Source organism: Streptomyces sp. NPDC002926, from assembly GCF_053591755.1.
Genome location: NZ_JBSFUK010000028.1, coordinates 41,018 through 66,517, shown reverse-complemented (window position 1 = coordinate 66,517; position 25,500 = coordinate 41,018). Strand labels below are relative to the sequence as shown.

22 protein-coding genes and 1 pseudogene are annotated in these 25,500 nt (G+C 70.5%); 12 read left to right on the top strand and 11 right to left on the bottom strand.

The window, feature by feature from the left end; translation table 11 throughout:
• Positions 1-217: 217 nt before the first annotated feature.
• The 7 genes from ACWDZ6_RS28235 to ACWDZ6_RS28205 form a co-directional block, all read right to left on the bottom strand.
• On the bottom strand, positions 218-1,570 hold the full coding sequence (locus tag ACWDZ6_RS28235; RefSeq protein WP_451505081.1) for an aminobutyraldehyde dehydrogenase: 1,353 nt from the start codon (positions 1,568-1,570) through the stop codon (positions 218-220).
• 70 nt (positions 1,571-1,640) lie between these two features.
• Positions 1,641-2,963: a flavin monoamine oxidase family protein gene (locus tag ACWDZ6_RS28230; protein WP_451505080.1), complete on the bottom strand. Its 1,323-nt coding sequence runs from the start codon at positions 2,961-2,963 to the stop codon at positions 1,641-1,643.
• 38 nt (positions 2,964-3,001) lie between these two features.
• Positions 3,002-4,111 carry an ABC transporter ATP-binding protein gene (locus ACWDZ6_RS28225; RefSeq protein WP_451505079.1) on the bottom strand — a complete coding sequence of 370 codons (1,110 nt, stop codon included), beginning with the start codon at positions 4,109-4,111 and terminating at the stop codon, positions 3,002-3,004.
• A gap of 5 nt (positions 4,112-4,116) precedes the next feature.
• Positions 4,117-5,046, bottom strand: coding sequence for an ABC transporter permease (locus ACWDZ6_RS28220; protein ID WP_451505078.1), 930 nt, complete (start codon positions 5,044-5,046; stop codon positions 4,117-4,119).
• The gene (locus tag ACWDZ6_RS28215; protein WP_451505077.1) at positions 5,043-5,945 is read right to left on the bottom strand and encodes an ABC transporter permease; all 903 of its coding nucleotides are present in this window, start codon (positions 5,943-5,945) and stop codon (positions 5,043-5,045) included. The genes ACWDZ6_RS28220 and ACWDZ6_RS28215 overlap by 4 nt, the downstream gene beginning before the upstream one ends.
• Position 5,946: 1 nt before the next feature.
• Positions 5,947-7,077, bottom strand: coding sequence for an extracellular solute-binding protein (locus ACWDZ6_RS28210; RefSeq protein WP_451505076.1), 1,131 nt, complete (start codon positions 7,075-7,077; stop codon positions 5,947-5,949).
• A gap of 161 nt (positions 7,078-7,238) precedes the next feature.
• The gene (locus tag ACWDZ6_RS28205; protein ID WP_451505075.1) at positions 7,239-8,471 is read right to left on the bottom strand and encodes an aromatic ring-hydroxylating oxygenase subunit alpha; all 1,233 of its coding nucleotides are present in this window, start codon (positions 8,469-8,471) and stop codon (positions 7,239-7,241) included.
• 418 nt (positions 8,472-8,889) lie between these two features.
• Between ACWDZ6_RS28205 and ACWDZ6_RS28200 the strand changes: the two genes are divergently transcribed.
• The 9 genes from ACWDZ6_RS28200 (at position 8,890) to ACWDZ6_RS28160 (ending at position 18,183) form a co-directional block, all read left to right on the top strand.
• Entirely contained in the window at positions 8,890-9,300 is a 411-nt protein-coding gene (locus ACWDZ6_RS28200; protein WP_451505074.1) for a hypothetical protein, read from the top strand.
• Positions 9,297-10,607: an NADH-ubiquinone oxidoreductase-F iron-sulfur binding region domain-containing protein gene (locus ACWDZ6_RS28195; protein ID WP_451505073.1), complete on the top strand. Its 1,311-nt coding sequence runs from the start codon at positions 9,297-9,299 to the stop codon at positions 10,605-10,607. Before ACWDZ6_RS28200 ends, ACWDZ6_RS28195 begins: the two co-directional genes overlap by 4 nt.
• Entirely contained in the window at positions 10,604-10,795 is a 192-nt protein-coding gene (locus ACWDZ6_RS28190; RefSeq protein WP_451505072.1) for a ferredoxin, read from the top strand. Before ACWDZ6_RS28195 ends, ACWDZ6_RS28190 begins: the two co-directional genes overlap by 4 nt.
• 1 nt (position 10,796) lies before the next feature.
• Complete coding sequence (locus ACWDZ6_RS28185; protein ID WP_451505071.1) at positions 10,797-12,857, top strand: acetate--CoA ligase family protein; 2,061 nt, start codon at positions 10,797-10,799, stop codon at positions 12,855-12,857.
• A 38-nt stretch (positions 12,858-12,895) separates the two neighbouring features.
• Positions 12,896-14,068 (top strand): acyl-CoA dehydrogenase family protein, encoded by a 1,173-nt coding sequence (locus tag ACWDZ6_RS28180; protein ID WP_451505070.1) that lies wholly within the window; start codon positions 12,896-12,898, stop codon positions 14,066-14,068.
• Between the two features lie 46 nt (positions 14,069-14,114).
• A complete protein-coding gene (locus tag ACWDZ6_RS28175) occupies positions 14,115-15,287 on the top strand; it encodes an acyl-CoA dehydrogenase family protein (protein WP_451505069.1) in 1,173 nt (390 codons plus the stop codon).
• Positions 15,288-15,404: 117 nt separating this feature from the next.
• Positions 15,405-16,265 carry a 3-hydroxybutyryl-CoA dehydrogenase gene (locus ACWDZ6_RS28170; protein WP_366729878.1) on the top strand — a complete coding sequence of 287 codons (861 nt, stop codon included), beginning with the start codon at positions 15,405-15,407 and terminating at the stop codon, positions 16,263-16,265.
• A gap of 149 nt (positions 16,266-16,414) precedes the next feature.
• Positions 16,415-17,026, top strand: coding sequence for a TetR/AcrR family transcriptional regulator (locus ACWDZ6_RS28165; protein WP_351451348.1), 612 nt, complete (start codon positions 16,415-16,417; stop codon positions 17,024-17,026).
• A 188-nt stretch (positions 17,027-17,214) separates the two neighbouring features.
• A complete protein-coding gene (locus tag ACWDZ6_RS28160) occupies positions 17,215-18,183 on the top strand; it encodes a nucleoside hydrolase (protein ID WP_451505068.1) in 969 nt (322 codons plus the stop codon).
• A 164-nt stretch (positions 18,184-18,347) separates the two neighbouring features.
• On the opposite strand, the pseudogene ACWDZ6_RS28155 reads toward ACWDZ6_RS28160, so the two are convergent.
• The 3 genes and pseudogenes from ACWDZ6_RS28155 to ACWDZ6_RS28145 form a co-directional block, all read right to left on the bottom strand.
• Positions 18,348-18,557, bottom strand: a pseudogene (locus ACWDZ6_RS28155) (2OG-Fe(II) oxygenase); the annotation flags it as partial.
• Between the two features lie 21 nt (positions 18,558-18,578).
• Complete coding sequence (locus ACWDZ6_RS28150) at positions 18,579-19,982, bottom strand: tannase/feruloyl esterase family alpha/beta hydrolase (protein ID WP_451505067.1); 1,404 nt, start codon at positions 19,980-19,982, stop codon at positions 18,579-18,581.
• A 33-nt stretch (positions 19,983-20,015) separates the two neighbouring features.
• The gene (locus tag ACWDZ6_RS28145) at positions 20,016-21,491 is read right to left on the bottom strand and encodes an extracellular catalytic domain type 1 short-chain-length polyhydroxyalkanoate depolymerase (RefSeq protein ID WP_451505066.1); all 1,476 of its coding nucleotides are present in this window, start codon (positions 21,489-21,491) and stop codon (positions 20,016-20,018) included.
• A 361-nt stretch (positions 21,492-21,852) separates the two neighbouring features.
• Here ACWDZ6_RS28145 and ACWDZ6_RS28140 point away from each other — a divergent pair, with 361 nt between their 5' ends.
• From ACWDZ6_RS28140 to ACWDZ6_RS28130, 3 genes are all read left to right on the top strand, one after another.
• On the top strand, positions 21,853-22,806 hold the full coding sequence (locus ACWDZ6_RS28140) for a lysylphosphatidylglycerol synthase transmembrane domain-containing protein (RefSeq protein ID WP_451505065.1): 954 nt from the start codon (positions 21,853-21,855) through the stop codon (positions 22,804-22,806).
• 99 nt (positions 22,807-22,905) lie between these two features.
• On the top strand, positions 22,906-23,679 hold the full coding sequence (locus tag ACWDZ6_RS28135) for a type 1 glutamine amidotransferase domain-containing protein (RefSeq protein WP_451505064.1): 774 nt from the start codon (positions 22,906-22,908) through the stop codon (positions 23,677-23,679).
• A gap of 97 nt (positions 23,680-23,776) precedes the next feature.
• On the top strand, positions 23,777-24,211 hold the full coding sequence (locus ACWDZ6_RS28130) for a DoxX family protein (protein ID WP_451505063.1): 435 nt from the start codon (positions 23,777-23,779) through the stop codon (positions 24,209-24,211).
• Here the strand turns inward: ACWDZ6_RS28130 and ACWDZ6_RS28125 are convergent.
• Positions 24,204-25,274 (bottom strand): tetratricopeptide repeat protein, encoded by a 1,071-nt coding sequence (locus tag ACWDZ6_RS28125; protein ID WP_451505062.1) that lies wholly within the window; start codon positions 25,272-25,274, stop codon positions 24,204-24,206. The two genes, ACWDZ6_RS28130 and ACWDZ6_RS28125, sit on opposite strands and share 8 nt — an antisense overlap.
• Positions 25,275-25,500: the final 226 nt, after the last annotated feature.

The following is a 25,500-nucleotide window of genomic DNA, read 5'->3' as shown; positions in this document are numbered from 1 at the left end:
TTTGACGCATGCCTCCTGCCAGTACCAAGGCGCCCACCACCGTGGGCGCCGCCCCCCCGTCCCCCCCCCCCCCCCCCCGACGACACATCCGCCGGCTCCGGCGGCAAGGCCACGAAGGTGCGCGTCGAAAGCCCCGACAAGAACGGACTCGGCACCTTCACCCGTGACCAGGTCACCGGAGCGCCGTGGCCGCGCTGCACCCGGCTCGTCGCAGGCGTCACAGCATGACGTGCTTGACCTGGGTGTAGTCCAGCAGCCCGGCCAGCGACAGATCGCTGCCGTAGCCGGAGTGCTTGACCCCGCCGTGCGGCATCTCCGACACCGTGGTGCCGTGCGTGTTCACCCACACGATCCCGGTCTGCAGGGCCCGGGTCGCGCGCATCGCGCGATCGTGGTCCGTGGTCCATACACTGGCCGCGAGGCCGAACCGCACGTCGTTGGCAAGCCGCAGCGCCTCGTCCTCGTCCGAGAACGCCTGCACGGTGACGACCGGCCCGAAGATCTCCTCCTGCACGATCTCGTCGGTCTGGCGGACACCGGCGACCACGGTCGCCTCGTGGAAGTATCCGGGCCGCCGGATCCGGGAACCTCCGGCGACGACCTCGGCATGATCCGGCAGCCTGCTCAGCAGGGCCTCCACAGAGGCCAGTTGAGCAGCGTTGTTGAGCGGGCCGTAGTCGGCCGGCTCGCCGGGTGCCGCGGTGCGCAGTTTCCGCGCGCGGGCGCGGAACGCGGCGAGGAACGCATCGTGAATGCGGTGGCTGACCAGGAATCTTGTGGGGGCCGTGCAGTCCTGGCCGGCGTTGTAGTACGCGACCGCGGCGAGGTCCGCCGCCGCGCATTCGATGTCCACATCGTCGTGGACGATGACCGGAGCGTTTCCGCCGAGCTCGAGATGGACGCGCTTGAGGTCCGCCGCTGCGGCGGCCGCGATCTCCCGGCCGGCCCGGACGCTGCCGGTGACCGCGATCAGCCGGACGGCCGGATGGGCGGTGAGTTCCCGGCCGGTGTCCCGGTCGCCGCAGACGACGTTGAGCACACCCGGCGGCAGGTGTTCGGCGGCGATCCGGGCCAGCAGGGCTGATGAGGTGGGGGTGGTGTCGGCAGGTTTGAGCACGGTCGTGTTCCCGGCCGCGATCGCCGGGGCGATCTTCCATGCCGCCATCATCAAGGGGTAGTTCCAGGGGGTGATCTGGGCGCAGACACCGACCGGTTCGCGGCGGAGCAGCGAGGTGCGTCCCTCGGTGTACTCGCTGGCGGCGGCGCCGGGCAGGTTCCGGGCGGCGCCGGCGAAGTAGCGCAAGGTATCGGTGATGGCGGGCAGTTCCTCGGACCGGAAGAGGTCCGCGGGCTTGCCGGTGTCGCCGACCTCGGCGGCCACCAGGTCGTCCGCGTGGTCCTCCATGGCGTCGGCGATGCGCAGCAGCGCGCGCTGCCGTTCGCCCGGAGTGGTCGTGGACCAGCGCTCGTACGCTGCTGCGGCCGCCGCACAGGCGGCGTCGGTGTCGGCCCGTCCGGAGCGCGGCGCGGTGCGGTGCACTGCTCCGGTGGCGGGGTCGGTCAGCTCCATCGGTTCGCCGGAGGCGGCGGGGATGTCCGCTCCCGCGATGTGGTTGAGGACCTCGGGATGCGCAGAGCGTTCAGCCACGGCGCAGCGCCTCCTTCGCCGCGGCGCGGCCGGTGCGTACGGCGCCCTCCATATAGCCGGCCACCCACTGGTCGGAGCCGCACACATAGAACGGCGGTTCATGGGTGCCGTGCCGGGGGCCGACGGCCATGACGTCGCCGGGGGTCCACTGCGTGACATAGCCCTGGGTCCACGGATCGGTGCCCCACATCCGCAGATACGCGGTGAGTGGCCGGTGGGCCTCATCGCCGTAGAGGCGGGCGACGTCGCGGAGCAGTTCGGGCACGCGCAGCCGGTCGGGCATGCCGAGCAGCACGCCGTAGCGCTCGGGCGGGATGAGAGCGGAGAGGATGCCCTCGTTCTGCGGCCAGGTGCTGCCGAGGACCCCTTCGCATTCGGAGAGGCCGCTCAGATCGTGGGCGCGCCAGAAAGGCTTGTCGTAGGCCGCGACGAACTTGGCGGCGACCGCCTGGCGCTGCCGGTGCAGCGAGGCGAGGCGTTCGTCGGAAATTCCGGTGACGGTGACCGAGCGGAGGGGACCGACGGGCAGCGCGCTGACGACGGCGCCGGCGGTGAGCGTTTCGCCTCCGGTCAGGCGTACGGTGCAGCCCCCGGGCCGTACGGCGATCGCGTCGACCGGTGCCCCGAGCCGTATCCGCTCACCGAGCCCGTCCGCCATGCGCAGCGCCACGGTCGCCGAACCCTCCGCGACCCGCAGTCCCTCCCAGTCCTCGTAGTCGTAGTGGCCGCCATGTTCGGTGCCGGGGACGGCGGCGTGCTTGCGCAGGGCGGCGAGCAGCGAGGTGCGTTCGTACGAGCCACTGGCCAGGGCGAGTTGGCCGATCTCCCAGAGGCGTACGACGGCGGGGGTCGCGCCCTCGGAGCGCAGCCAGTCTCCGACCGGTATCCCGTCGAGGGCGGCGGCGTCGGGGTGGGACCACGGATCGTCCGGATCGACGGTGCTGGCCAGGGCGGTGAACGAGTCGGTGACGCGCCGGTGACAGGCGTCGTCGCCGGGGCCGAACCAGTGCGGCGGGTCTCCGGCGGAGATTCCTTCCGGCGTGGCGCGGGCGATGGCCCCTGGTTCGGCGACATAGCTGGGGATCAGCGTGAGGCCGAGTTCGGCGGCGAGGGTGAGATACGAGGTGTGGGCGCGGCCCACGACCTCGCCGCCGAGCTGGACGAGCCGGCCGTCGGGCAGCGTGGTCTGTTCGACGCGGCCGCCGACCCGTTCGCGGGCCTCGAGGACGAGGACGTGCGCTCCGGCCGCGGCCAGGTCACGTGCTGCGGCGAGACCGGCGAGTCCGGCGCCGAGCACGATGACATCGTGGTTCATGGGGCGTTCCTTCGCTGGATCGGCTGCGGGGCGGGCTGTCAGTCGAGGACCAGGCAGTGTTCGGGTTTCCAGCCGATCTCGACGCTCTCGCCACCGCTCCAGCGGTCCTCCATCCGGGAGCGGTCGGTGTTCTGCTCCAGGACGGAAAGGGTGATGCCGGGGGCGAGTTCGATGAGGTAGGTGGTGGTCGGGCCGGAGTAGACGGTCTCGCGGATGACGCCGTTCACCAGGGCCATGCCCGGTTCGAAGTCGGAGAGCCAGATCTTCTCTGGCCGGATGGAGAGGCTGACCCTGCTGCCTTCGGTGACGCCGGTGCGGGTGCCCACGGGCAGTGTGGGGCCCTGATCGACGATGACCTCGCCGGAGCGGTAGATGCCGGGCACGAGGTTGGAGGTGCCCATGAAGGAGGCGACGAAGCTGCTCGCCGGGCGTTCGTAGACATCCTCGGGGGTTCCGCACTGCTCGACGCGGCCCTCGTTCATCACCGCCACCCGGTCGGACATGGTCAGCGCCTCGTCCTGATCGTGGGTGACGAAGACGAAGGTGATGCCGACCTCCCGCTGGATCTGCTTGAGTTCGACCTGCATCCGGCGGCGGAGTTTGAGGTCGAGCGCGGCCAGCGGTTCGTCGAGGAGCAGGACCTCGGGGCGGTTGACGAGTGCGCGGGCCAGGGCGACGCGCTGGCGCTGGCCGCCGGAGAGAGTACCGGGCTTGCGGTCGGCGAGGCCGCCGAGCTGCACCCGGTCGAGCATGGCGGCGACCCGTTCGCGTATCTCGGCCCGTCCGACCCCCTTGCGCTTGAGGCCGAATGCCACGTTGTCGGCGACCGACAGATGGTCGAAGAGCGCATAGCTCTGGAAGACCGTGTTGACGTTGCGCTTGTCGGGCGGCAGGGCGGTCACGTCCTTGCCGCCGAGCAGGATGGCGCCGTCGGTCGGGTCGGTGAAGCCGCCGATCATGCGCAGCGATGTGGTCTTGCCGCAGCCCGAGGGGCCCAGGAGCGAGAAGAACTCTCCGCGGGCGATGTCCAGCGAGAGGTCGTGGACGGCGTACGAGTCGCCGTAGCTCTTGCTGATGCCGTCGAGGCGGACGGCGGGCGAGGTGTCGAGCCGGACGGCGGGTGAGGTTTCCGCGGGTGTGGGTATCACGGGTGTCACTTCCCGGAGAGCAGATCGAGGCCACCGCGGCGGCCGAACAGGCGCGGTATGGCGAGGGCGAGGGCGATGAGGCCGATGGATCCGGCGAGCATCAGGGTGCCGACCGCGTTGATGGTGGGCTGTACGCCGAAGCGGATCGCCGAGTAGATGCGTACGGAGAGCGGCTGCGGGTCGACGCCGGTGGTGAAGTAGGCGAGCACGAAGTCGTCGAAGACAAGGGCGAAGACGAGCACCGCGGACGCGAGGATGCTGGGGAGCAGGGCGGGCAGGGTGACCAGGCGCAGCGCCTGCCAGCGGGTGGCCCCGAGGTCCATCGCCGCCTCTTCCACCTCCGGGTTCAGGGCGGCGATCCGGGAGCGCAGGATCACCGTCACATAGGAGATGGAGAAGGTGATCTCCGCGAGCATCACGGTGCCGGTGGAGAGCGTGATGCCGAAGCCCTTGAAGAGCAGCATCGCGGCGACACCGGTGACGATCTCCGGGGTGATCAGCGGGACGAGCATGACCAGGCCGGCGAGTGAGCCGAGCCGGCTGCGGCAGCGGACCAGGCCCAGCGCCAGGGCGACTCCGAGGATCAGGGAGCCTGTCATGGCCACCAGGGACACCCGAAGGCTCATACCGAGCGACTCGAGCAGTACGTCGTCCTTGAAGAAGGCCGAGTACCAGCGGAGGCTGAAGTCCTTGAAGACGGTGAGGGACTTCTGGGAGTTGAAGGAGAAGAGGACGACAACGCCGATGGGGAGGTAGAGGAGCGCGAAGAAGGCGGCGGTGACGGAGATGGCGAAGCGGGGCCTACGGTCGGTGCCGCGGCGGTGCCGCTTGACGGCCTGGCGGCGGGCGGGCCGACGGCTCGGCCGCGGGCCCGGGCGGCGGTTCACCTTGACGGCCGGGTGGCGTTGCGGCTTGAGGGCGGGACGGAGTGTCATCGGGTCGCCTCCGCCTCGTCCTTGCGGGTGCGCCGCAGGTAGCCGAGCATTCCGATGAACAGCACCGCCATCATCAGCATGGTGAGTGCCGAGCCGAGCGGCCAGTTCTGGCCCTGGAAGAATTTGTCCTGGATCAGGTTGCCGATCATGATCTGGTCGGGGCCTCCCATGAGCTGGGCGCTGACGAAGTCGCCCATGGCGGGTAGCAGGACGAGGACGCAGCCGGCCATCGCTCCCTGCCGGGTGGCGGGCAGGGTGACGAAGAAGAACGTCCGCAAAGGGCCCCCGTAGAGGTCGCGTCCCGCCTCGATCAGCGAGACGTCCATGCGTTCCAGGGCCGCGTACAGCGGGATGATCATGAACACGATGAACCCGTAGACGAGACCGGCGATGACTCCCGTGCCGGTCTGCAGGATCTTGGTGTCCGAGTCGGCGAGTCCGACGGCGCGCAGGGCCTTGAGCAGGGGACCGTCGTCGGAGAGGACGACGGACCAGCCGTACATCCGCACCAGGTAGTTGGCGAAGAACGGCACGACGATCGCGGCGATCAGGAGGTTCTTGAAGCGTCCGCCGTGCAGGGCGATGGCGTACGCGACCGGGTAGGCCACGACCAGGCAGATGAGACAGGTGAGGAGTGCGTAGCCGAGGGAGCGGAGCAGCACGGCGCGGTAGGCCGGATCGGTCATCGCCGCGATGTTCTCGAAGTTGAGTCCGAAGCGCGGGTTGCCGAGCGCGTCGGTGGTGCCGAAGGCGAGAGTGGCCACCAGCAGGAGCGAGGCGATGAGGAAACCGGTCATCCAGAGGGTGCCGGGGATCATCAGCCAGGTCCACAGCCGCGTGCCGGAGGCGGATGGTCCGCTGCGCGGACGGGACTCCTCGGGGCGTTTGCGTAGTGCCATGTCAGCCGGCCTTCACATGGGTCCAGGCGGTATCTCGGGCCTGTTCGCCCCTCGATGTGCCGTTGCGGAAGAAGAGGTCGTCCTTGAGGTCTCCGGCGGAGACGAGACACTCGGGGAAGGGCTCCACGATCGCGGCGTAGGTGTCCTCGCTGCCGCCCACCGGCATGGGATAGCCGATGTACTCGATGTTCTTCTTCACGTTCTCCGGGCGGAGCATGTAGTCGATGAAGAGCATCGCCGTGCCTGGATGCCGGGCGTTGGAGGGGATGGCGTAGCAGTCGGAGTTGACCGGGGCGCCTTCCCTGGCGACCTCGAAGCCGAGGATCGAGGGGTCCTTGGCCTGGCCGAGCATCGCGGCCATGTCCCCGCTCCAGGCCTGGGTCATGGCCGCGTTGCCGTTGAGCAGGTTGTTGTAGCTGTCGCTGGAGAATCCGCGCAGATGCGGGCGGAGCGACTGCAGAGTGCTGGTGATACGGCCGAGGTCGCCCTCATCGGCGGTGGTGAGGTCGAGACCGAGTTTGAGCGCGCCTATGCCGAGCACTTCGTCGCGGTCGTCGAGTACGAAGACCTTGCCCTTGGCTCGGGCGTTCCACAGGTCGTCCCAGGAGCCGGTCAGGTTGTCGCCGATCTGGTCCTTACGCCAGCCGATCCCGGTCTTGTACATGGTGAACGGGACGGTGTGCGTGGATGCCTTGTCGTACCAGGGGTCGGCGAAGTAGTCGTAATGGCCGAACACCGCGTCGGCGTTCTTCAGCCGGGAGTGGTCGATCCGGCGCAGCCGGTGGCCGGAGACCAGCCGCTCCGCCCATTTCGCCGTGGGAAAGATGAGGTCGTAGCGGTTTCCGGCATTGAGCTTGGCTGCCATGCCCTCCATCGAGTCGAAGTTCGACTGGATGACCTTGACGCCGTATTCCTTCTCGAACCCTTTGAAGACGGCGGGGTCGACGAAATCGGCCCAGTTGAAATAGATCAGATCGCCGTCGACGCGGACGTCTATGGGGGCTTCCGGATCACCGTGGGCGGCCGGATCTTCGGGGAGGAATCCGCAGCCGGCAACCGTGAGCCCGAGAGCGGCGGCGGATCCGGTACGGAGAAAGGAGCGGCGGGACAGCAGGGGTGCCTCGGGGGACATCGGTGGTCCTCTCCGTGGGGTCCATTGGGGACGAGCACTGCTTCAGGGCGCGGTCACAGGTACACGGATGCCCTGACTCCGTGCTCGACCAGGGAGCCGCACGGCGGTGCGGGGCACACCGCCGGGACGGCTGTAACAGCTCGCCTCACCGGGAGCGGCGCTTACAGCTCCGCGCCCTCGAGGTCGGCGCGGACGCGGCCGGCGAACCAGCCGACCGCCGACTCGCGCCGGGACAGAGGCCCCGGCTCGAAGCCGGGTGTGGTCAGTCCTTTCTGCACACGGGCCACCAGCTCGGCGTCCTCGTCGTTGGTGATCCAGCCGATGTGGATGTTGAGCCGCCGGGCGAGCCGGGTGCGCAGACCGGTCCCGCGGCGGGTGTAGAACGCGCCGGGTACGGCCACGCGGTCCACCGCCGTCGGGATTGCGGTCCAGGCAAGCACATGGTCGGGGTAGAAGTCGATGAGTGTGTTCGGATAGATAACCGCGTACCGCCAGACCCGCCGGTCGGCCTCGGTGAGGCCGGGCATCGGGGCGGCGACCTGCTGGTAGAGGCGTTCCGCCCAGTTCGAGGACGGCTTGTCCCGCAGTGGTGAGGCGAAGAGCGCGTACGACTCCTCGATCTCGCAGGTGTAGCCCTGGTAGTCGAGCAGCCGCATCAGCCCGGGGTGGGCCACCGGCACGTGGTAGCCCTCCAGGTAGTTGTCGACCGCCACCTTCCAGTTGGCTTCCTGGATCTCGGCGCCGGCGAGGTCGTGGATCCGGCTGCGTCCGATGGGCACCAGATCGGTTCCCGCGTAGTGGCCGACCGCCTCGGCGAGTCCGGCACACTGCTTCGCCAGCGGTACGGCGTCGGGATCGAGGTTGGCGAAGACGAAACCGAGGAACGACTCGACGCGGACCGGGAACAGCCCGAGCCTGGGCTTGTCCAGGCAGGGGATCTGCCGCGCCTCGGGGGCGCCGACCAGGCGTCCGTCGAGTTTGTACGTCCAGCCGTGGTACGGGCATCGGATCGCCTTGCCGGCCGGTTCGGGGGTGGTGACCAGGCGTGTTCCGCGGTGCCTGCAGACGTTCAGGTGGGCCGCCAGGCTGCCGTCCTCGGTCCGGACCACCAGTACCTCACGGTCGGCGACCGTGGCGGCGAGCCGGGCGCCGGGTCCTGGCAGATCGGATTCGTGACACACCAGCTGCCAGGACCTGGCGAAGATGTGCCGGGTCTCGGCGGCTGCCGTGCCGGGGTCGGTGTAGTAGCGGGCGGGCAGGGCCGGCCCGGGATTCTGCTGGTCCTGAAGTGCGGCGGAGGCTTCGGGAGCTTCCGGGACCTCGGGCGCTGCTGAGGCTGTGGAGGCTTCAGTCGCTGTGAGGGCTTCCGGCGCCGCAGGAACTGCTGAGGCCATGGGTACTGCAGAGGCTTCGGGGGCTTCGGGCTGCATCGGCTGACTCCTCCATGCCGCATATGCGGCGATCGGTGTTGAGGCGGCCCAGGGCTGTCCGCGGGCCGTGGTGAGACACCGGGAAAGCCGCGCTGACTAATTGGTCAGTCAGATTGCTGCCGCGTTTCCTCGGTGTCAAGACTTGTGGACTGACTAACTGATTAGTTAGCGTAGTCCTACACAGCTGCTCCCCGCGTTTGTCGTTTCCCGTCGGACCGGACACCGGCAGCTTCCCGGGCGCCATGCCCGGTCCGTACAGCCGAATCCCCCGTCGCACGGCACCCCGGTCCACGGCAGAGCCATAGACAGCGCACCTCGCACCCCTGGCTCCCGCCCGCCCCTGTCGGCCGTGACGGCTCTCCCATCCCTCCCGGAGGCAGGCATGAGCGGTCGTCGGAGTCTCGTCTGGCTCGGGCTCACCCCCGAACCGGAGCGTGAGCTGCCCCCCACCGTCGCCGCTCTGCGCACCCGTGCGCGGGGTGCGGCCGCGACGCCACCAGAACTGGCGGCCGCCGAGCGCCGCCGCGTGGAGACCCTGATCCTGCACGGCAGCCAGCGCGGCTGGCTGCGCTATCTCACGGAAGTCACCGATCTCGTGACCGCCGTCGCCGACGGCTCCCGCCCGGGCGACCGCCGGGCCGCCCTGCTCGCGGGAGAGGTCGTGCTCGACCACCACCGCATGCTCATCGGCCTTCCGGGACCCGGGTACGGCCGGACCGCGGCTGACCGCGCAGCCCTCGAAAGCGCGGTGCGCACCCTGCGTACCCATGTAGCGGAAGGAGGCCGGGGATGACCGGGATCAGGTCCCAGGTACCGGCCCGGACGGGCTCCCTGCTCGGAGCGGCACCGACCGTGGCGGAGAGTGCCGAGGCGTACGCCGCGGCGGGCGGCTACCGGGACGCGGTGAGCCCGGACGTGCTGCTGGCCCATATCGAGGCGGCCGGGCTGCGCGGCCGCGGCGGCGCCGGATTCCCCATCGCCGTGAAGCTGCGGACCGTACGTGACGCCGGCGGTGCTCCGGTGGTGGTGGCGAACGGGGAAGAGGGCGAGCCGGGCTCGGTCAAGGACCGCTGGCTCCTGCGGGCCCGGCCCCATCTCGTCCTGGACGGCCTCGCCGCCGCCGCCGCGATCACCGGAGCCGTACGGGGCTTCGTCTACCTCTCCGACCCCTACGCCGGCGCACGCGTTCGCCAGGCTCTCGCCGAGCGGCCCCCGCGGCTGCCGGTCGAGGTGATCGAGACCGGACACACCTACGTCGCAGGCGAGGAGACCGCGGCCGTACGGAGGATCAACGGCGGACCGGCCCTGCCCACCGCCAAGCCGCCCCGGCCCTTCGAGCGAGGAGTCGGGGACGAGCCGACACTCGTCTCCAATGTCGAGACGCTGGCCCGTATCGCCCTCATCGCCGCCCGGCCGGAGCTGCGCCGCCGGATCGCCCGTACCACGCTGCTGACCCTGTCCGGCCGCAACGGCACTCCGCTGCTCACCGAAGTCCCCTACGGCTCCACGCTGGCGACGCTGGCCGCGGCCCAGGGCACTCCCGACGCCACCGGGGCGCTCATGGGCGGGCTCTTCGGCGGGCTGATCGGCCCCGGATCGCTCGGTCTCCCGCTCGATCCCGGCGCGCTCACCGCCGCCGGCACGGCGCTGGGCTGCGGAGCCATCCGCTTCCTCGCCCCGGGCGAGTGCCCGGTGGCGGTCGCCGCAGACGCCCTGGACCACCTCGCGGCCGAGAGCGCACGGCAGTGCGGCGTCTGTATGTCGGGCACGGCCGCGATCAGCGACACCCTGCACCGGATGACCGCCGGCACAGCCGGGCCCGACTGCGTCGAACGGCTGCTCCGGTGGTCGTCCGGCCTGCCCGGGCGCGGCGCGTGCGGCCTGCTCGACGCCGCCGCGGGCACCGCCGGAAGCCTCCTGCGCGCCTTCCCCGAATCCGTCCGGGCCCACCTCGGCACCCCCTGTCCGGCCTGCGACGCAAATCCTCCCAGCGGCGGCCACAGGTTCTCCGTGCCCGTACCGGAGGTCATGGACGCGCCCGCGTCCGATGCCCCACTGCCCGGCTCCTCCCCCGTGCCCGCGCTGAAAGGAACACCGTGAAACTCCTTCTGGACTCCACACGCTGCCAGGGCTACGGCCTCTGCCAGGAGCACGCCCCCGGCCTCGTCGAGCTCGACGAATGGGGCTACGCGAGCGTCGTCGCCGTACCGGTGCCGGACGGCGGCGAGGACGCGGCCCGCGCCTGCGCCGAGGTCTGCCCCAACTCCGCCCTGCGGCTGGAGAAGTGACATGGGACGTGATCTGACCGCCCTCTTCGACCCCAAGTCGGTCGCCGTGGTCGGCGCCAGCAACGACCCGGCGAAGTACGGCCACGCGGTGGCCTCACAGGCACTGCGCGACCCCGACCGGCGGCCCGTGCACCTGGTGAACCGGCACGGCGGTACGGTCCTGGGCCGCGCCGCGGCCACCAGCCTCGCGGAGATCGGCGAGCCCGTCGACCTGGTGGTGATCTCCGTACCGGGCCCCGGTTTTGAGGCCGCCGTCGACGACGCCCTGGCCTGCGGAGCACGGGCGATCGTCGGCATCACCGCCGGCTTCGCCGAAACCGGCCCGGCCGGACTGGCCCGCCAGCGGGCGATCACCGAGCGCGTACGCGCCGCCGGAGCCGTCCTCGTCGGCCCCAACTGCCTCGGGATCGCGGACAACACCACCCAGCTGTACCTCGCCTCCGACAGTTTCGCGCCCGGCGATATCGCGCTGCTGAGCCAGAGCGGCAACCTCGCACTCGAGCTCCAGCTCCGCTGCGCGCCGCACGGCCTCGGCTTCTCCCGCTTCGTCTCCCTCGGCAACCAGGCAGATGTCACTCTCGTCGATCTCGTCGAGGACTGTGCGCGGCACGAGCCCACCCGGGCCATCGCCGTGTACGCCGAGGACTTCGGGGACGGCCGCGCCTTCGCCCGGGCGGCCGCCGCGGCGGGCAAGCCGGTCGTACTGCTGACCGCCGGGCGCGGCAGCGCCTCGGCCCGCAGCGCCCAGTCGCACACCGGCGCCCTCACCACGTCGTCCGACGTCGTGGCCGCCGCCTGCCGCGACGCCGGGGTGGAACTCGTCTCCACGCCACGCGAGATGGCCGTCGTCCTCGCCGCGCTCAACTCCGGGCGCCGCACGAGCGGACGGCGTACCGCGGTCTTCACGGACGGTGGAGGTCACGGCGCGATCGCCGCCGACGCCACCGAGGACGCCGGTCTTGAGGTGCCCGAACTCCGGGCAGCGGCCCAGGAGAGGCTGAGAACCGTGCTGTGGGAGCAGTCCGCGGTCGGCAATCCGGTGGACCTGGCCGGGATGGGCGAGCAGAACCCCGGGTCGTACGCCGACACGGTCGGCGAACTGCTCGCCACCGACGAGGTCGACGCCGTTCTGATGACGGGCTACTTCGGCGGTTACGCCGCTTCCGAAAACGGCCTCGGCGGCGGTGGATCCGCGCTCGCCGAGGGCGAGTTGCGGGCGGCCCGGGCGATCGTCACACACCGGAGGGCAACACCCAAGCCGCTTGTCGTGCAGTCGATGTATCCGCGCTCGACGAGCTGCCAAGTGCTGGCCGACGCCGGGATACCGGTGTTCTCCTGCACCGAGGACGCCGCCCGGGCGCTTGCGGCGATGACGCTCCGCGAGGCGGCCGGTCCGCCCGGTGTCGCCCCGCTGCCACCGGCGGCGGCCCCGCTGGCGGACGCCGGGTACCACGGTGTCCGGAAACTCCTCAGCGCGGCGGGGGTGCCGTTCCCGCCGGCGCGCGAGATCACCGACGAGGCCGGACTGCTCGCCGCGGCCGAGGAGTTCGCCGGTCCGTATGTGCTCAAAGCCCTGCACGTACTGCACAAGTCCGACGCGGGCGGCGTGGCGCTGCGGCTCGCGGACCGGGATGCGCTCCTCGCCGCGTACCGGGACATGCACGCCAGACTCGGCGCTCCCTCCTACTCGGTCGAGGCGATGGCCGACCTCACGGACGGCATCGAGCTGATCGTGGGGGTGAACCGCGATCCGCAGTTCGGTCCGGTCGCCATGGTCGGGCTCGGCGGCGTCCTCACCGAGGCGCTGCACGATGTCGCCTTCTCCCTGGCGCCCGTCCCGGCCGGCCGGGCCGGGACGCTGCTGAGCAGTTTGCGTACCGCCGCGCTGCTGGGGGGCGTCCGCGGCCGGCCGGCCGTCGATGTGGCGGCGGCGGCCGCCGTCATCGAACGCATCACCGCCGTCGCCGCGGCTCACCCGGAGATCGCCGAACTCGAGGTCAACCCGCTGCTGGTCCGCCCGGAAGGCGTACTGGCCCTGGACGCCCGGGCCGTACTCGCCTGACGCCCCACTTCCCCTCATCACCGTTTTCGGAGGACACCATGGACTTCCGCTACACACCCGAGCAGGCCGACCTCAAGACGCGGGCCGCCGCGTATGCGCGCCTTCTGATGCAGTACGAGGACCAGTCGGAGGAGGCGGGCGGTCCGCTGCCCGCCGACACGGTCCGCGAGCTGACCCGCGCCGCGATCGATGCCGGCGTGTACGCGATCAATATGCCCGCCGAGTGGGGCGGGGCGGGGCTGTCCCTCCTCGACCAGGTCATCGTCGAGGAGGAGTTCGGGAAGGTCACCAACTGCCTCTGGGACATCCCGTGGCGGCCTGCCAACGTGCTGGCGTACGGCACGGAGGAGCAGCGGGAGAAGTATCTGCTTCCCGTCGTGCGGGGCGAGCGGTTCGACGCGTTCGCGGTGACGGAACCGGGAGCGGGTTCGGACCCCGGCTCAGGCACCAGCACCGCCGACCGCACCATCGGCGGGTGGCTGCTGAACGGCGAGAAGTGGTTCGTGACCTGCGGTGACATCGCCGACTTCCTGCTGGTGCAGGCCGATGCGGGCAAGGAGCGCGCGGCGACTCTGTTCTTCGTGGACAAGCATGCGCCCGGCGTCGAGATGACGCGCGTGCCGCGGTTCATGCACTCCGCGGTGAACGGACACCCCGAGTTCACCTTCACCGATGTCTTCGTCCCCGACGAGGACGTGCTCGGCGGCGTCGGCAACGGTTACGAGCTGACCAAGGAGTGGTTCACGGACGAGCGGCTGATGATCGCGGCGCGGACGACGGGCGCGGCCGAGCGGGCGCTGGAGCTGGCCCGCGACTGGGCCGTCGAGCGCCGCCAGTTCGGCTCACCCATCGCCGACTTCCAGCTCATCCAGGGCATGCTCGCCGACTGCGCCGTCGACATCGCCGTCAACCGCGCCTACACCCACCAGGTCGCCTGGGAAGCCGATCAGCCGCACACCGACCGCAAGACCCTGCACGCCAAGGCATCGACGGCGAAGCTCGCCGCGAGCGAGGCGGCCGGACGGGTCATCGACCGGTGCGTCCAGATCTTCGGCGGACGCGGCTACGACCGCTCCTACCCCGTGGAGCGCATGTACCGCGAACTGCGCGTCGACCGCATCTGGGAAGGCACCTCCGAGATCCAGCGCCTGATCGTGGCGAACGAGCTCATCAAACGCGGCACCGGGGCACTCGCGCTGCCTGCCTCCTGACGCCCCAACCGGCACACGTTCATACCCGACAACTCCGAGGAATGACATGGACTTCCGTCTCACCGCCCGTCAGGAGGAGCTCAAGAGCTCCGCACGCGGGCTCACCGACTTCATCATGAAGTACGAGCTGGACTGCGAGGAGAACAACGGCCTGCCCCCGCAGGCCCATGCCGAGATCCGCGACGCCGTGCTCGGCAGCGGGCTGCAGGCCGTGAACATGCCGGCGGAGTGGGGCGGCGCCGGCCTCACGATCCTGGAGCAGGCCACCGTCCAGGAGGAGCTCGGCCGGCTCACCGGTGCCCTGTGGGACATGGTGTGGCGGCCGGCGAACGCCCTGCGCTTCTGCACGCCCGAGCAGCGCGAGCGGTACCTCGTCCCCGTCATCCAGGGACGGCGCCGGGACTGCTACGCGGTGACCGAGCCCGAGGCCGGATCGGATCCGCAGAATCTGAAGACCACCGCGACCCGGACCGGCAGCGGCTGGGTGCTGAACGGCGAGAAGTGGTTCGTCACCGTCGGCGACCACGCGGATTTCATGATCGTGCTGGCCGCCGCCGGAGAGGACCGGGCTCCGACCCTGTTCCTCGTCGACAAGGAAACGACCGGCATCGAGATGACCCGAGTGCCGCGCTTCATGCACACCTTCGTCTACGAGCACCCCGAGTTCACCTTCACGAATGTTCATGTCCCCGAGGACGCGGTCCTCGGCGGCATCGGGAACGGGTACGACATCACGCGGTCCTGGTTCACCGAGGAGCGGCTGATGATCGCGGCGCGGACGACGGGCGCGGCCGAGCGGGCGCTGGAGCTGGCCCGCGACTGGGCCGTCGAGCGCCGCCAGTTCGGCTCACCCATCGCCGACTTCCAGCTCATCCAGGGCATGCTCGCCGACTGCGCCGTCGACATCGCCGTCAACCGTGCCTACACCCACCAGGTCGCCTGGGAGGTGGACGAAGGACGGGCCGACCGCAAGACCCTGCACGCCAAGGCGGCGATCGCCAAGCTCTCGGCGAGCGAGGCGGCCGGACGGGTCATCGACCGGTGTGTCCAGATCTTCGGCGGACGCGGCTACGACCGCTCCTACCCCGTCGAGCGCCTCTACCGCGAACTGCGCGTCGACCGCATCTGGGAAGGCACCTCCGAGATCCAGCGCGTGATCATCGCGGGTGAACTGGTCAAGCGGGGCACGGGCGTTCTGCAGATGCCCTCCGCCGGCTGAAGGCGGGCGGGCCGCCCGGGCCCGGTCCTCGCGACCGGGCCGGGCGGCCCGGTGCCCACGGCTCGTGTCCCGTAAGTCGTGACCCGTAAGACGGTCACAGATACCCGAGGAGAAGGAATGGCCGGCATCGAACGGATCGGGATCGTGGGCTGCGGCCTCATGGGTTCCGGTATCGCCGAGGTGTGCGCACGGGCGGGACGAGACGTGATCGTGGTCGAGACGAGCCGTGCGGCAGCGGACGCCGGGCTGAGACGTATCACCGGCTCGTTCGACCGGGCCACAGCCGCCGGGAAGCTGTCCGCCGAGGACCGGGATGCCGCGCTGGCCCGGATCGCGACCACCGCGGACATGGACCTGATGGCCGACCGGGATCTGGTGGTGGAGGCCGTCGCCGAGGACGAAGCGGCGAAGGTGGAGGTCTTCACCCGGCTCGACGCGATCGTGAAACGCCAGGACGCGATTCTGGCGTCCAACACCTCCTCCATCCCGGTGATCCGGCTGGCGGCGGCCACCGCGCGCCCGGAACACGTGGTGGGCCTGCACTTCTTCAACCCTGTCCCGGTCCTGCCCCTGGTCGAGCTGGTGCCGTCGCTGCTGACCGGCGAGAGCACCGCACAGCGCGCGGAGGCGTTCGCCTCCGATGTGCTGGGCAAGCAGGTCGTCCGCGCCCGGGACCGTGCCGGGTTCATCGTGAACGCCCTGCTCGTTCCGTACCTGCTGGCCGCGGTACGGATGGTCGAATCCGGTACGGCGTCGGTCGAGGACATCGACCGGGGCATGACCCTGGGCTGCGCCCACCCGCTCGGTCCGCTGGCTCTGACCGATCTCATCGGACTGGACACCACGCAGGCCATCGCGGAGTCGATGTACGAGGAGTTCCGCGAGCCGCTGTACGCACCGCCGCCGCTGCTGGCCCGGATGGTCGACGCGGGTCTGCTCGGCCGTAAGTCGGGCCGGGGCTTCCACACGTACCGATGAGCCGGCGCGGCACGGCTCCCGTCTCGCGGCGGCCGTGTCCCGGGGCCCGGGGTCGGCAGCCGGTGGAGATACGGGAAGATGGGAAGGCGCGGGGCGGGCAGGGGGCCCCGCCGACCTTACGGGCGGCGATACGGAACGGGAGCAGCAACGTGGCCAAGACCGAACGCACGCTCGAAACGCGTGAGCGGATTCTCTCCGCCGCGTGCGAGGTGATTGCCGAGGTCGGCTTCGAGAAGATCCGTATGCGCATGGTCGCCGAGCACGCCGGCGTATCGACGGCCCTGCTGCACTACCACTTCGAGACCCGCGAGAAGCTCTTCGCGGAAGCGATGACGCACTCCTTCGCCCAGACCGGCACCGAACTCGAACGCGACGCCGACTCGGTCCCGGCCTCGGTCACCCTGGCACGCATCATTCACAGCATGCTGCCCACGGACCCGGAACTCCGGCAGGACTGGAAGCTCTGGCAGGAGCTCTGGGTACGGGCACTGCGCGACACATCCGCCCACCATCTCGCTGTCGACCTGTACGACCAGCTCCACACCTGGGTCGCCGAGGCACTGCGGCGGGGAATGGCCACCGGCGAATTCGCCGACTGCGACATCGACGCGACCAGCACGCTGACTCTCGCTCTGTGCGACGGTTTCGGTATCCGGCTGATGCTGGACGACCCGCGGGTCACGCTCGACGCCGCGCAGGCGGCGATCTGGCAGACCATCGCCGGAACTCTCGGCACTCCGTCCACGTTTCCGGACATCTGAGAACGGGCGGTACGGCCGGCTCCCGCCGCGGCCGGGGAGTGTCCTGCCCTCGCGCCGCCGGCCACACCGGAATCGGACGAGCGGGGCACGCCCGGGTGGGGCAAGGGGCCGTCCACCGGCCCGTCTCAGGGGCACACTGAAGACGTTGCCGTCCCGGAACGCCGAGGAGCGAGCGAGGAGCGAGCACCGTGCCTGTGCCGATCATCATCGACTGCGACCCCGGGCACGACGACGCCGTCGCCATCATGCTCGCGGCCGGCGACCCCGCGGTCGACCTGCTGGCGATCACCACGGTCGCCGGCAATCAGACGGTCGAGAAGACCACCTTGAACGCGCGCCGGGTCTGCACCGTCGCCGGGATCACCGATGTTCCCATCGCGGCCGGATGCGCACAGCCGCTCGTCCAGCCGCTGCTCGTGGCGGACGACGTCCATGGGGCCTCGGGCCTCGACGGGCCGCAGTTCGCGGAACCCACCGTGGACGTGGTCCCGGAGCATGCGGTGGACCTCATCCACCGGATCCTGACCGAACATCCGGAACCCGTCACCCTCGTTCCGACGGCGCCGCTGACCAATATCGCCCTGCTGCTGACCCGGTACCCGGACAGTGCCGCGCACATCCGCGAGATCGTGCTCATGGGCGGCTCCACCGAACGCGGCAACAGGACCCCGGCGGCCGAATTCAATATCCACGTCGACCCGGAAGCCGCGGACATCGTCTTCCGGAGCGGCGTGCCGATCACGATGTGCGGGCTCAACGTCACCCACCAGGCGCTCGCCACGCCCGACGTGCTGGCCCGCCTCGAAGGGCTCGGCACCGAACTCGGGCGCACATGCGCCCAGTTGCTGACCTTCTTCGCATCCAGATACCGGCGGCTGTGGGGCTTCGAAGCCCCACCACTGCACGACCCCGTCGCGGTGGCCCGGGTCATCGACCCGGCGATCGTGCACTGCGTCGAGGCGAGTGTGGAGGTCGAACTCCGCGGCCGGTACACGCGCGGGGCGACCGTGGTGGACCTGCACCAGTACCTGGACCGACCGGTGAACGCGCGAGTGGCGATGACCCTGGAACGCGAACTGTTCTGGGACCGGGTGATCGCCGCCGTTCGGACGCTGGGGAACCGGCACGCTCAGGGCACCGGCCCCACGCGCGGGTAGCGGGTGACGCAGCGGTGGGGTGCAGCCGCCGCGGGCGATGGCCCGCAGTGCGGAGGGGCAGTCCAGCCGCCCGTACAACCTGCTTTGCCGGTGCCCGCCCAGCGTGCCGGGTGCGGTGCTGCGGCGGGCATGGCCATCGGCACCGAGCAGGGTGTACGTGCGCATCACGCCGCGTCGTGGAACAACAGCCCGAGCGCGTGGCGCCGTCCGGAGCGAACGGTGCTCACGTCGTGCCGCACGGATCCCGCGGACCAGCCGCGCTTCGAGCGGACCGGCCGGTCGCGCGTGGTGAAGATCGGTCCGTGGCCCTGCTGGAGGGCGGTTGTCGTGCCTCGGGACTGGGCGCGGGGCCGCTGTTCCACGAGCAGGAATTCCCGCTGCTGCCCTGCCCGCCCTCAGCGGGGTTCCGTGCTGTCGAGGGGACAGTCGGTGAGCAGCGTGCTCGGACCGGCAGCGGCCGGGCGGGCCACCGTATGGCTGGGCGCCGGCTGCCTGCCCTGTCCGATCCAGGCCTCCAAGGAGGTGAACGCCGAGCGGTGGCAGGGCGTCAACGGCCGCAGGCGGTCCGGAAAGGCGTCGTAGAGTGAGTCGACGTGCGTGGCGCCTTCGACGCGGTAGTAGCGGAACAACCCGCCGCGGCCCGCATCGCGCACCATACGGGCGTACACATCCGAGTCCCGGCCGATGGGCAGCAGCACATCGAGCGTGCCGTGCAAGGTGATCAGCGGCTTCCCGATCCGGCCGGTCAGCCCGATCGTCGCGACAGCACGGCGCACCTCCGAAGGACGGGAGGCGTACACGTAGTCCGCCTCGCACACGGGCGCTCCGGGCGCGCAGTACGGAGTCCCCGCCTCGATCGGCCCGTCATAGCCAGGGTCCAGCTCCTCCCGGTAGATCCGCTGGGTCAGATCCCAGTAGTACTGGTGGTGGAAAGGCCACAGAAACTCCGAGCCTTCCGGATATCCGGCGGCGAGCATCGCCCGGTGTGCCGCGCCGGCGCCGGAGCCACCGGCTGCGAACACCGGGTAGTGGCGCAGTGCGGGTGGCAGGAAGGTCAGCAGATTCGGTCCGCTCGCCCGCCAGAGCGTCCCCTCCCAGTCGACGCCGCCGTCGTACAGCTCGGGTTGGTTCTCCAGCTGCCAGCGCACCAGATAGCCGCCGTTGGACATGCCGGTGGCGAGCGTGCGGGACGGCGGGCGGTGGTAGCGCTGGGCGACGACCGCCCGCGCGGCCCGGGTCAACTGCGTGACGCGGTCGTTCCATTCGGCGATCGCCTCGCCGGGCGCGGCGCCGTCGCGGTAGAAGGCAGCGCCGGTGTTGCCCTTGTCGGTGGCGGCGAAGGCGTAGCCGCGGGACAGCACCCAGTCGCCGATGGCCCGGTCGTTCGCGTACTGCTCGCGCACGCCCGGGGAGCCCGCGACGACCAGCCCCCCGTTCCAGCGGTCCGGCAGCCGGATGACGAACTGCGAGTCATGACTCCAGCCGTGGTTGGAATTGGTGGCGGAGGTGTCGGGGAAGTAGCCGTCGATCTGGACGCCGGGCACACCGCTGGGCGTGGCAAGGCCCGCGGGTGTCAGCCCGGCCCAGTCGGCCGGGTCCGTGTGACCGGATGCCACCGTCCCCGCCGTGGTCAACTCCTTGAGACAGGCCCGCTCTTGATGCTCGGCGCCCGGCACCTGCAGGCGGGTGATCCGGCTGCAGTGGCCGGCCGCCCGCGCCTCGGGCGGTTGTTGTGCGACGGCCGGGACAGCGGTGAGGGCGAGCAGCAGCGCGGCCGTGTACGGAAGAGCGAGGGGCACGGGGAGTCCTCCTGGGGCATACGGACCGTCGGGTCAGGGGCAGTTGGCGTCGGCGACGACGAAGTGGCCGACGGGGGATTCCTTGAGCGTGTGGGTGACGAAGGTGTTGTAGAGGCCCATGTTCTGCTGGGAGCCCTTGGCGTAGGCATGGCTGCCGTCGGTGGTGGCCCGGCCTGCCTGCACCTGGTGGTAGTTGTCGGCGGTCCAGCAGGCCGCCGCGCCGCCGGTGGTCGTGGCCGTGACCGGGCCGGAGCGCACGCCTTCGGTGCCGGCCGCGTCGCGGGCGGAAACGCTGTAGTCGTGCCTCGTGCCCGGACTCAGGCCTGTGTCGGTGAACGGGGCACCCGACGGCGTGGCGATACGTGTCCCGTCCCGGTACACCGCGTAGCCCGCCGCGCCGTCGACTGCCGTCCAGGTCAAGGTGATCGAGGTCTGGGTGGCGCCCGTGGAAGTGAGTCCGGACGGGGCCGGCATACCGCCCGGATCAGGCGCGGAGCCGTCGAGGCCGAAGAATTCGGTGATCCAGTAGCCGGAGCAGATCGAGTCGATGAAGTTCGCCGTGCCGGTCTGCCCGCACTGCTGGGGCCCGCCGCCCGGGTCCACCGGCGTTCCGTGGCCGATCGAGGGCACCCGGTCGACCTCGACAACGACCCTGCCGTCCGCCGTCGGATACTGCTCCCGGCGCGTCCGATTCGGCCCGATCGTGGAGGTACGGTCCGGGTTCTGGTCCACGCCGTGCACCGCGGTCCACTGATCCCGCAGTTCATCGGCGTTTCCCGGCACGACGGTCGGGTCGTTGTCGCCGTGCCAGATCGCCACCCTCGGCCACGGCCCGGAGTAGGCGGGGTAGGCGTCACGGACCCGCTGCGCCCACACCGCGGGCGTACGGTCCACGCCGGGGTTCATACAGGTGAAGGCCCCCGTGTCCTTGGTGCATTCGTAGGGCAGTCCCGCTATCACCGCACCCGCCTCGAAGACATCGGGGTAAGCGGCGAGCATCACCGAGGTCATGGCTCCTCCGGCCGAGAGACCGGTGACATACGTACGCGCCGCATCGGCGCCGTAGGCGCTCTCGGCGTGCGCCACCATCTGGCGGACGGACGCGGCCTCGCCCTGCCCGCGCCGGTTGTCGGTGGCCTGGAACCAGTTGAAGCAGCTGCTGGGACTGTTCGCGGACGTCGTCTCGGCGAGCACGAGCAGGAACCCGTGCCGGTCGGCGTACGTGGTCAGCCCGGAGTTGTCGGCGTAGATCCGGGCGCTCTGCGTGCAGCCGTGCAGGGCGACCACGACCGCCGGATGTGCGGGGAGACCGGCGGGCCGGTACACATACATGTTCAGACCGCCGGGATTGGCGCCGAAGCTGCTCACTCGCTCCAGGGGCACGGCCGCCTGCGCGGCGGGCGCCGGGGCGAGCCACAGGGTGGCGGCGATCAGAGCGAGTACGGCGCTCGTGCGACCGGCGGCCCGGCGCATACCGGCGGGCTTGGGCGGGCTTGTGCGCAACAGCATCCGAGACCTCCCGCAGACGTATCAAGGTGCCGGTCAGAGTAGGAAGGGGCCGGTCGCCCGCGGAATGGTCACGCCGCCCATAGCGGCGGCGGCCGACGGCGGTGCGCGCACTGTTGTCCGGTCGGCGTCCGCCTGCTAGGGCGTCGGCCCGCTCGGGCCGTTCCAGCTCATCCGGTGTACGGAGCGTGACGCGGCGGTGCTGCTTCCCGGCGAGCGCGGGCCGCACACGCGACGTCGCTTTCCGGCAACCATCGCGCCCGCCGGCCGTCGGCCGTACGACGCCAGGACGTCGCCCGTGGTGGGGAGCCTGGTGGCGCGACTACTTCCCAGCAGCGCGCGAGAAGCGGAGACGAACCGGGCGATGGCCACAGCTCAAGGAAACCTCCTGCGGGGGCTGCCACTGCGACAGATCGCCTGCCTGGTGCCGATCGCCGCGGTCAGCCTGTGGGCGGCCCAGCACTGGCAGCTCATCACCGCCGGCGGCAGCCAGCTCCTGTCCGCCGATCAGTACTGGCTGCTGCTCGCTGTCACGCTCACCGTGCTGGGCTGGGTCGCCGTATCCTTCACGCGCCAGGGCGCGACGCTCGAACATCTTCCCCCGCTACGGCTGTTCGTGACGCAGTTCGCCGCGGGTGCCGCCAACCATCTCCTCCCGGCAGGACTCGGTGCGGGCACGGTCAATCTTCGCTTCCTCCAGCGCTGCGGACTCTCGTTGCCCCGCTCCTCCGCCGCCCTGGCCCTGCACATGCTGGCGGCGGGCACGGGACGAGCCGTACTGCTGCTCGTCCTCCTCGCCGCCTCTCCGCACGCGCTGCAACTGGACGGTCTCCTGCCGCACGCCGCAGGCCCGGTGCTCGTGGCCGCGGGATCTCTGGCGTGCGCGGTAGCCCTCGTGCTGGTGGCGGTACGGCCGTTGCGCAGAGCCATCCGTACGTTTGTGGACACCGCGCTGCGGGACGCGCGCTCCGTGCACACCAGGCCTGCGCGCGTGCTGGCCCTCTGGGGCGGCGCCGTGGCCTATCCGACGCTGCAGGCCGCGGGACTGGTCGCCGTGGCGATGGCGCTGGACGTGTCCATCCCGGCCGTCCATGTCGGGCTCGCCTATCTCGCCGGAAGCACGCTGGCCGCCGTCATACCGACACCCGGCGGCATCGGCTCGGTGGACGCGGCGCTCGTCATAGCGCTGGTCATGGCCGGGGTTTCGGTCGCCCTGGCCACCTCTGTGGTCCTCGGCTACCGGATCATCACGGTGTGGCTGCCGCTGCTTCCCGGAGCCCTCGTACTCGGTGTCCTGGTCCGCTCGAAGGTGATCTGAGAGCCGCTCGCGGCGGAGGTCCCCGGGCCGATGGCCGGTATGGGCCAGTACGTTCGGGCTGAATCGGGACGCTGTGCGAAACCCTGCCATGATGCTCGGATGCGTGTACTGATGCCGGTTCCCGACCGCGATTTCGACGTCACCGAGGTGGCCGTGCCCTGGCGGATTCTCACCGCCGCCGGGCACCGGGTCATCTTCGCCACCGAGCGCGCGGGAACAAGCCCCGCCGCGGATCCGCTGCTGCTGAGCGGCGTGCTCTTCGGGCAACTCGGTGCCGAGAAGGAGCCCAAGGACTTCTACGACGAGCTCACCCGGTCCCGGGAATTCGCCGCGACCGTGGGATGGGCGGATGTGAAGGTGGATGAGTACGACGGGCTGATCCTGCCGGGCGGGCACGCGCAGGGGATGCGGCAGTACCTGGGCTCGGAGGTGCTGCAGCAGCAGGTCGGCAGGTTCTGGGCGCTGGACCGGCCGGTCGGCGCGATCTGCCACGGCGTGCTCGTCCTGGCGCGGTCGCGTGCGGGAGCCGGCGGCCGCAGCGTGCTGGCGGACCGTCGTACCACCTGCCTGCCGAAGTACATGGAACGCTCGGCCTATCTCACCACCGCGTGGCGCCTCGGCCGCTACTACCGCACCTATCCGGCCTATGTGGAGGACGAGGTCAGGGCCGCGCTGGACGATCCGGGCACACTGTTCGAGCGCGGGCCCAGGGTGCTCACGGCGCGCGGAACCGCGCCGGACGACTCACACGCGTTCGTCGTACAGGACCGCAACTACCTCTCGGCCCGTTGGCCGGGGGACGCGTACCTTTTCGGCCGCCGGTTCCTCGAACTCCTGGAAGGCTCTGCCGGATCCGCCGCATCGAGGACCTGACGGGCGAGTGGCCGCGCGGTGTGCGCCCACCGGCATGGATTTCGTCCCTGCGAAGCGTAGAATTACACAGAAGAGGTTTTGTCTTCAATTACCTGCGATGCCGGAGGTAACCATGGACGTCCTCGTGCTCATCGGTCGCATCCTCTTCTGCGTCCTGTTCCTCAACTCGGCCGTCGGCCACCTCACCAAAACGAAGGCCATGGCCGGCTATGCCGGCTCCCGCGGTGTCCCCGCACCCGCGGCGGCGGTCCTGGGCAGCGGGTGCCTGCTCCTCGCCGGCGGCCTCATGGTGGTGTTCGGGGTCTGGGCGGACCTGGGCGCACTGCTCCTGGTCGTCTTCCTCCTTCCGACGGCGTTCCTGATGCACGCCTTCTGGAAGGAGACCGCCGAAGAGTCCAAGACGATGGAGATGGTCGGCTTCCTCAAGGATCTGTCGCTGGCCGGTGCGGGGCTGATGCTTTTCGCGTTCTTCTCGTACGCCGGCCACGATCTGGGGCTCACTCTCACGGGCCCGCTCTTCCACATCAGCTGATGGTTCCGGCGGAAGGGAGGCGGGCGGGGGACGGGTCGGCGCCCCGCTGCGTCCCCGCCAGTTCGTCCCGGAAAGCGATGACCGTCTGCCGGGCGTGACGCAGCCCGATCCGCTTGAACTCCGTCTCCAGCTCTGCGAGTTCCGCGAGCGTCGTATCCGGTGCGCACCCCTGTCGGGAGCGGGACTTGACGAGGCCGAGACGGGACAGCGCCGCTCCACGGGGCTCGTTCATATCGCGGAATTCACGCAGGGACCGTGAGTAGACGGCGCAGGCCTCTTCGTAACGGGCCGCGCGGAAAAGGACGTTGCCGCGCATCTTGTGGTTGTAGGCGAGAGCGCCGGCCAGTTCCATGTCACGGCAGATGGTTTCGGCTTCGGCCAGGAGTGTCAGTGCCCGCTCCGTATCGCCCTGCACGGACACCACGTCGGCTATGCCGCGCAGTGACCAGGCCCGCCCCCGTGCGTCGTCCGCGTCGTCCGCGATCCTGGCGCACTCTTCGAACAGCGCTAAGGCCTTGGCGTATGCGCCGGTGTTGCGGTGCATCTGCGCGATGCCGGACATCGCCCAGACCATGTGCCGCGATTCACCGTGAGCCCGTGCCTGCGCGAGCAGTTGCTCGTGCATCTCCGCGACGGCCTCGTAGTCGCCCTGGATCCGGCCCGTCTCGGCGAGGCCCGCGAGCGAGTAGCCATGGGCGAGGCGATCACCGCCCTCCGCGGCGAGGTCGACGGCGGCAGCCAGCAGGCGGCGGGCCAGCGGCAGCGCTCCGCACTGCCGGGCCAGCGTGCCACCGCTCCACAGAGCCCACGCCATCGCGCCCCGATCGCCGGCCTGCCGGGCGGCGCGGTAGCTGTCGCGCCAGGAGGCACCGGCTTCGGCCACCCTGCCCAGCCGTCGGCCGGCCTCGGCGACGGCGAGCGAGGCCCGGGCGCGGTCGAGTGCCGAGACGGCGTGGCGCCGCGCGTGGGTCGCGGTGGCCAGCACCTCGTCGTACGAGGAATTGACGCCCAGCACCGAGCCCAGTTCGCCCTGGTATTCGGGGGCGAATGCCTTGCCGTACATATCTCTGTGGCCTCCTGATCATCGCTGTGACTGATCAAGAAGCTATGAGCCGACAGGCATACGGCGAATCCCCCGGCGTATGTGTTGTCGGGTACGACTGAAGTGCTACGGGACCGAAGCCGATCATCATCGAGATGTACGGGACCGGCGTTGACCTGCGAGAACGAGGAGCTCCGGCGCGGGACACGGCCCCATCCCCCGGCCCGGCGCGGGGCCCGCCCGCACC